General features: G+C 44.1%; 7 protein-coding genes. 6 read left to right on the top strand and 1 reads right to left on the bottom strand.

Annotation, left to right across the window (positions count from 1 at the left end; genetic code table 11):
* Positions 1–511 precede the first annotated feature (511 nt).
* From rpmH to jag, 4 genes are all read left to right on the top strand, one after another.
* Positions 512–646, top strand: coding sequence for a 50S ribosomal protein L34 (gene rpmH, locus IGI92_RS16630; protein WP_002356012.1), 135 nt, complete (start codon positions 512–514; stop codon positions 644–646).
* A gap of 147 nt (positions 647–793) precedes the next feature.
* Positions 794–1129, top strand: coding sequence for a ribonuclease P protein component (gene rnpA, locus IGI92_RS16625; RefSeq protein ID WP_008376940.1), 336 nt, complete (start codon positions 794–796; stop codon positions 1127–1129).
* 18 nt (positions 1130–1147) lie between these two features.
* On the top strand, positions 1148–1972 hold the full coding sequence (locus tag IGI92_RS16620) for a YidC/Oxa1 family membrane protein insertase (RefSeq protein ID WP_008376942.1): 825 nt from the start codon (positions 1148–1150) through the stop codon (positions 1970–1972).
* A 17-nt stretch (positions 1973–1989) separates the two neighbouring features.
* Complete coding sequence (gene jag, locus IGI92_RS16615) at positions 1990–2748, top strand: RNA-binding cell elongation regulator Jag/EloR (RefSeq protein ID WP_086316718.1); 759 nt, start codon at positions 1990–1992, stop codon at positions 2746–2748.
* Positions 2749–2950: 202 nt separating this feature from the next.
* Here jag and IGI92_RS16610 read toward each other — a convergent pair whose 3' ends face one another.
* Complete coding sequence (locus tag IGI92_RS16610; RefSeq protein WP_005226284.1) at positions 2951–3280, bottom strand: heavy metal-binding domain-containing protein; 330 nt, start codon at positions 3278–3280, stop codon at positions 2951–2953.
* 238 nt (positions 3281–3518) lie between these two features.
* On the opposite strand from IGI92_RS16610, the gene mnmE reads away from it, so the two are divergent.
* Positions 3519–4916: a tRNA uridine-5-carboxymethylaminomethyl(34) synthesis GTPase MnmE gene (gene mnmE / locus IGI92_RS16605; protein WP_430607535.1), complete on the top strand. Its 1398-nt coding sequence runs from the start codon at positions 3519–3521 to the stop codon at positions 4914–4916.
* 33 nt (positions 4917–4949) lie between these two features.
* Positions 4950–6842 carry a tRNA uridine-5-carboxymethylaminomethyl(34) synthesis enzyme MnmG gene (mnmG, locus tag IGI92_RS16600; RefSeq protein ID WP_008376950.1) on the top strand — a complete coding sequence of 631 codons (1893 nt, stop codon included), beginning with the start codon at positions 4950–4952 and terminating at the stop codon, positions 6840–6842.
* The last annotated feature ends 41 nt before the right edge of the window (positions 6843–6883 follow it).

Below are 6883 nucleotides of genomic sequence, written 5' to 3'. Positions count from 1 at the left end.
AAATTGTCCTCCTATAACTAAGAATAGATATAACTAAAATAGCACGGATTGAAAAAGTTTTCCACAGATTACGATAAAAAAGGTTAGAAAAAAATACTTTTCCACAAAACGGGATAAAAGAAAAAAGGAAATGCACATGTTCGAAAATGCACTATCCACAGGTAGAAAAAGAATGTGCATAACTAGAAAAAAATCTCTCTTATCCACAGATCTATGTGAAGATCATGCCTTGATAATACTAGGTTTTAGGGCAGTTATCAACAGCTGGAAAAGCGATTGTGGAAAACTTTTCTACAGGCTGTTTGTTTGTGGAAAAAGTCAAAATAACTCTGGGGAAAAAGTTATCCACAAAAATTAGCTGTAAACAGCAAACCCACACAAATCAAGGGAATTGTGGATAAAGAATGGTCGATTTTGAGCAAACTTCTTATTGACAAACTAGTACTTGACTCGTTATACTATCAAAGTATGTCTGTGCGCATAAGCATTATCCTGATGGAGGTGGAAATAAATGAAAAGAACGTATCAACCAAATAAACGTAAACGTCAAAAAGTTCACGGATTCCGTAAACGTATGAGTACAAAAAATGGACGTCGTGTTTTAGCTAGCCGTCGTCGTAAAGGCAGAAAGGTTATTTCTGCGTAAGCCACTGAATGCCAGTGGTTTTTTTTTATGCCGTTTTTGCGGAATATAGTGTCTGACTTTTGGCAAATATGGTATTATTGACAGGTGAGTGGTTACGGATTCAATCCGTTTCGCGAAGCTTAATTGAAAGAAGTGAAGGAACCGAAGATGAGAAAATCCTATCGAGTAAAAACAGAGCAAGATTTTCAAAAAGTTTTTCAGGCAGGAAATTCTTTTGCAAATCGGAAGTTCGTGGTGTATGTCTTACCTAAAGAGCAATCACATTTTCGAGTTGGTTTATCTGTAGGAAAAAAAGTCGGTAATGCAGTGAAGCGAAATGAGGTCAAACGCAAGATTCGTGCGAGCTTAACGGAAATGAAGCCGCGAATCGAACCAGCGATCGATTTTATTGTGATCGCCCGTCCAAGTATCGCCACTTGTTCCTCAAAGGAAATCTACTCGAATTTAGAGCATGTCTTAAAGCTTGCCAAAATTATTCATTAATGGAAAGGAATTAGTTACGTGAAAAAAGGGAAACGCGTCTTACTATTTTTGGGAGTTCTCTCATTAGTAGTTGTCTTATCTGCCTGCGGTGCAACAGGTGAAGTAAATGCACAAAGTACCGGTCTATGGGATCGTTACATCGTTTATTATTTTGCAGAGGCGATCAAAGCCCTCTCCTTCGGCAATGCCGGGATCGGGATCATCCTCTTTACATTGATCATCCGGGTCATTTTGATGCCGTTGATGCACTTTCAAACCAAAAGCATGCGCAAAACGCAAGAATTACAACCGAAGCTAAAAGCGCTGCAGCAGCAATATGCGTCAAAAGATACAGAAACACAAAGCAAGTTAAAAGAAGAAACACAACGTTTGTATGCGGAAAACAATGTCAATCCCTATGCCGGCTGTCTACCATTATTGGTACAAATGCCGATTTTGATGGCCTTGTGGCAATCGATCTCACGGGTTCCTGCTCTGCAAGAAGGAAAATTCTTATGGCTGCAGCTGGGTGATCGTGACCCATACTTCATCTTGCCGATTTTAGCGGCGCTCTTTACTTTTGCAAGTACCTACTTATCAAGTATGAGCCAAGTGGAATCAAATGCGAGTTTGAAAATCATGAATTTCGCTATGCCGATGATGATCTTACTGATGGGGATCAACATTGCCAGCGGTCTTTCCTTGTACTGGGTTGTTTCTAATGCATTCCAAGTCTTGCAAACAATGATCTTAAATAACCCATTCAAGATTCGCCAAGAAAGAGAAGAAGCCGCCCGCAAAGAACGCGAGCGTGAACGAGCCCTGAAAAAAGCAATGAGTCCTAAAAAGAAACGGAAAAAATAAGAGGAGGTTGCACTGCAATGCCGATTTATGAAAATCTGACAGTAGCTGAAGCAATTCAAGAGGGATTGCAAGTCCTTGGTATCACCAAAGATCAAGCAGTAATCGAAGTCCTGGATGAAGGAAAAAAAGGCTTCTTGGGGCTAGGAAAAAAACAAGCACGGGTCTCCATTGAAAAAAGAATCGTTGAAGAACCGGCACCCGTTGAAGAAGTACCAGCAAAACCGCTGGTAGAACCAGATCCTGTGACGACAGAGGATGCAAGCAGTGTGATGGAGGCGGCCGCGAGCGAACCTGTTTTGCTGACGGATCTTTCAGATGAGGAAGCACTGGCTCAGTTGGGACTCTATCTGACAAATATTTCAAAAGCATTGAATGCACCTGCCTTAGTAAAAACCGCTCGTCAAGACGGCGTGATCGTCTTTCAATTAGAAACGCAAAAACAAGGCATTTTGATTGGGAAGCACGGCAAAACCTTGAATGCACTGCAATATTTGGCGCAAGTTTATATTCATCGCATCGCGAAAAACAAATTGTCGATCGTTGTGAATGTCGGGGATTACCGTGAAAAACGTCAAGCGATCTTAGAACGTTTGGCCAGCCGTACTGCTGAAAAAGTCAAACGAACAGGCCGCCCGGTCTTTTTAGAGCCGATGCCGGCGTTTGAAAGAAAGCAGATCCATTCCGTATTGAGTAAAGATGCGTATGTTCAAACTCATTCTGAAGGGGATGAACCGTATCGCTATTTAGTAGTGGAACCTGCGGACAAACGAATTTAATGAAAAAAGGGAAAGGCGGTCTGACAAGCCTTTCCCTTTTTTGATGGGAAAAAGCGATTGACAACAAATTTAAAACCAAGTATCCTTGACTAGAAATCATTCTTATCAAAGTCAACATACGTTACGTAGGTCAGCCTTTGGTATCAAAAAAGAGTCCGTATGCCGCGGACTCTTTTTTGTATTTCGTTGTTCAAAGGGGCAATTAGCCGCCAATGGTTGATTGAGTAAATTGAACCACCGTACCATAGGCAAAGATCTCAAGGTAGGTTTTGTCGCCTTCGACGATGCGGTCGTGTTCGAAATGACAGTTGATCACTGCATTCGCACCGTAGCTGTGAGCTGTTTCTTTTAAGCGATAGGTCACATCTGCCAAAAGATCGTTCAAATTCACAGATGTATCAAATAGATCTACTTCGATTTTGTCTGCCGCAAAGACGATATCCCGCACGACATAAGGCCGATTCACGTTTCCTGTCGATAAAATGATTTCTTTAATGCGGGCAGCACTGTTTGATGATTTGATGGTTTCCATAATAGATCCCTCTTTTCTTATTCTTTGCTTTTATTTTAAAGGTTTTTGCGGACAGATGCAAAATTTAAAAGTTTTTGAAGGAAGCTTGCGACTCGCGCAAAAATGTGCTAATCTATTTCCAGAATTTAATTGACAAGCAGTCAAAGTGCTAAGTCTACTCGTTTTTATTGATTTTCAATCAATTTGACGGGTGGAGTGGGCACTTTTTTTATGTGAAAAAATAGGAGGAGCATGCAACATGGCGAATATTACGCAAGAATTTGATACGATTGCCGCAATTTCCACCCCGCCAGGCGAAGGGGCCATCAGTATTGTGCGATTAAGCGGGGAAGAAGCAATCGCAATTGCGGATCGGATTTTTCAAGCAGGCACTAAAACCCTCGCCCAAGTCCCTAGTCATACGATTCATTATGGTCATATCGTGGACCCAGAAGAAAACCGTTTGATGGATGAAGTGATGCTTTCAGTGATGAAAAAGCCGCGGACCTTTACCCGAGAAGATGTCGTTGAGATCAACTGTCACGGCGGGATCGTTGTCGTCAATCAACTCTTGCAACTGGTTTTACGACAAGGCGCACGTTTGGCTGAGCCGGGGGAATTCACGAAGCGGGCCTTTTTAAATGGACGGGTTGATCTTTCTCAAGCCGAGGCGGTGATGGACCTGATTCGTGCTAAGACCGATAAGGCGATGAATCTCGCTGTCAATCAGCTGGATGGCAATCTTTCCCACTTGATTCGGACCTTACGCCAAGAGATCTTAGAGACGTTGGCGCAAGTTGAAGTGAATATCGATTACCCTGAATACGATGATGTGGAAGAATTGACGACCCGCTTATTGTTAGAAAAGGCCACGATGGTCAAAGGGCAGATCCAAGCCTTATTAGCAACTGCCCAACAAGGAAAAATTTTGCGAGAAGGCCTGAGTACTGCGATCATCGGTCGGCCGAATGTCGGTAAATCCAGCTTATTGAACCATTTATTAAGGGAAGAAAAAGCCATCGTGACAGACATTGCCGGCACCACCCGAGATGTCATTGAAGAGTATGTCAATGTTCGCGGGGTACCGTTGAAACTGATCGATACGGCTGGTATCCGCGAAACGGAAGATGTCGTTGAGAAAATTGGGGTCGAACGCAGCCGCAAAGCACTGGCAGAAGCGGAGTTGATTTTGCTGGTTCTCAACCAAAGCGAAGGATTGACCCAGGAAGACAAACAATTGCTGGAGCTGACTGCTGGCAGCCGTCGGATCATCTTATTGAATAAGACCGACCTTGAGCCAAAACTAGCGCCCGCTGAATTAGCGCAGTACGCAGCAGATGAACCGATTTTTTCTGTCTCTGTATTGACCAATGAAGGCTTGGATCAACTGGAACAAGCCATTGCCGATCTATTCTTTGGGGGGAAAACCACCGACAAGGATGCTTCCTATCTTTCTAACACCCGCCACATTGCCTTATTAGAAAAAGCCGTTCAGTCGTTGTCTGAGGTCATCCAAGGGATCGAAGCAGGAATGCCTGTCGACTTGGTTCAAATCGATATGACACGCTGCTGGGACTATCTAGGAGAAGTTGTCGGCGACAGTGTCCAAGATGAGTTGATCACCCAATTATTTAGTCAGTTTTGTTTAGGAAAATAAAGAATGCGCCACTGGCGTAAAAAGGAGAACACCATGCAAGAATATCAAGCAGAAAGTTATGACGTGATCGTTGTTGGTGCCGGCCATGCCGGATCAGAAGCTGCCTTAGCAGCCAGCCGAATGGGGGCAAAAACCCTTTTACTGACCATCAACTTAGACATGGTCGCATTCATGCCTTGTAATCCCTCCGTCGGCGGACCAGCAAAAGGCGTCGTGGTGCGCGAAATCGATGCTTTAGGCGGAGAAATGGGCAAAAATATCGATAAAACCTACATCCAAATGCGGATGCTCAATACAGGAAAAGGTCCCGCAGTGCGGGCTTTGCGGGCGCAAGCCGATAAACATGCCTATGCGGCTGAAATGAAACGAACGATCGAAAAAGAAGCCAATCTAACACTGCGCCAAGGGATCGTTGAAAAGCTGATCGTTGAAGAAGGCGAGTGCCGTGGCGTCGTGACATCTACAGGCGCTCGTTACCAAGCCCAAGCTGTAGTGATCACTGCAGGAACAGCGTTGCGAGGGGAGATCATCATTGGAGAGTTGAAGTATTCTTCTGGTCCAAACAACTCCCAGCCATCGATTGGATTAGCCGATCATTTGAAAGAGCTTGGTCTAGAGATCGCTCGTTTTAAAACCGGTACACCACCGCGGGTCAAATCCAGCACCATCAACTATGAGGTAACGGAGATCCAGCCTGGCGATGAACAACCGAATCACTTTAGTTACAGCACACCCGATGAAGCCTACAATCAAAACCAAGAACCTTGCTGGTTGACCTATACGAACGAAGGGACGCACCAAATCATCAACCAGAATTTACATCGGGCGCCGATGTTTACAGGGATCGTCGAAGGGGTAGGTGCCCGTTATTGTCCATCCATCGAAGACAAAATCGTGCGTTTTGCAGACAAATCTCGTCACCAACTATTCTTGGAGCCAGAAGGATTGAACACCGAAGAAGTGTATGTTCAAGGGCTTTCTACTTCTATGCCAGAAGACGTCCAAGTCCAAATGCTGCATTCCATCGCAGGTTTAGAAAAAGCGGAAATGATGCGGACGGGCTACGCCATTGAATATGATGTCGTGGTACCTCATCAATTGCGTCCAACATTAGAAACCAAAGTCATCGAAAACCTCTTTACGGCAGGACAAACCAACGGAACCAGCGGCTATGAAGAAGCGGCCGGTCAAGGCTTGATTGCCGGCATCAATGCCGCTTTGAAAATTCAAGGCAAAGAACCTTTCATTATGAAACGCAGCGACGGTTATATCGGTGTGATGATCGATGATTTGGTGACCAAAGGAACCAATGAACCATACCGTTTATTGACCTCTCGTGCCGAATACCGCTTATTGCTGCGTCATGATAATGCCGATCTGCGTTTGACCGAAGTGGGACATCAAATTGGGCTCGTCCCAGAAGCGCAATACGAAGCATATGTAGCGAAAAAAGAAGCTGTTGAAGCAGAAATCAAACGCTTGTCTAAAATCCGCATCAAACCAACGCCAGAAGTACAAGCATATTTGACTGCCAAAGGGACGGCCACCTTGAAAGATGGCGTTTTAGCAAATGAATTCTTGCGCCGGCCTGAAGTGACGTATGCGGAAATGCTGCAATTTATTGAAGCCAATGAAGCATTGAAACCAAAAGAGATCGAACAAGTCGAGATCCAAATCAAATACGAAGGCTATATCAAAAAAGCCCTCGAAAAAGTGGAGAAACTCAAACGGATGGAAGCCAAACGCATTCCTGAAAACATCGACTATGCCGCTATCAATGGCTTGGCAACAGAAGCCAAACAAAAACTGCAAAAAATCCAACCCGAAACCATCGCCCAAGCGAGCCGTATCAGCGGAGTAAACCCAGCTGATATTAGTATTTTGATGGTGTATATCGAACAAGGGAAGATTGCAAAGGTTAACTAAAGACGGTTAATATTCTTTGAAAAACCAATTTATAAATGGTA

Source organism: Enterococcus sp. DIV2379, from assembly GCF_050542965.1.
In the GTDB taxonomy this organism is placed as follows: domain Bacteria; phylum Bacillota; class Bacilli; order Lactobacillales; family Enterococcaceae; genus Enterococcus_D; species Enterococcus_D entomosocium.
This window is presented reverse-complemented; position numbering and strand designations above follow the sequence as displayed.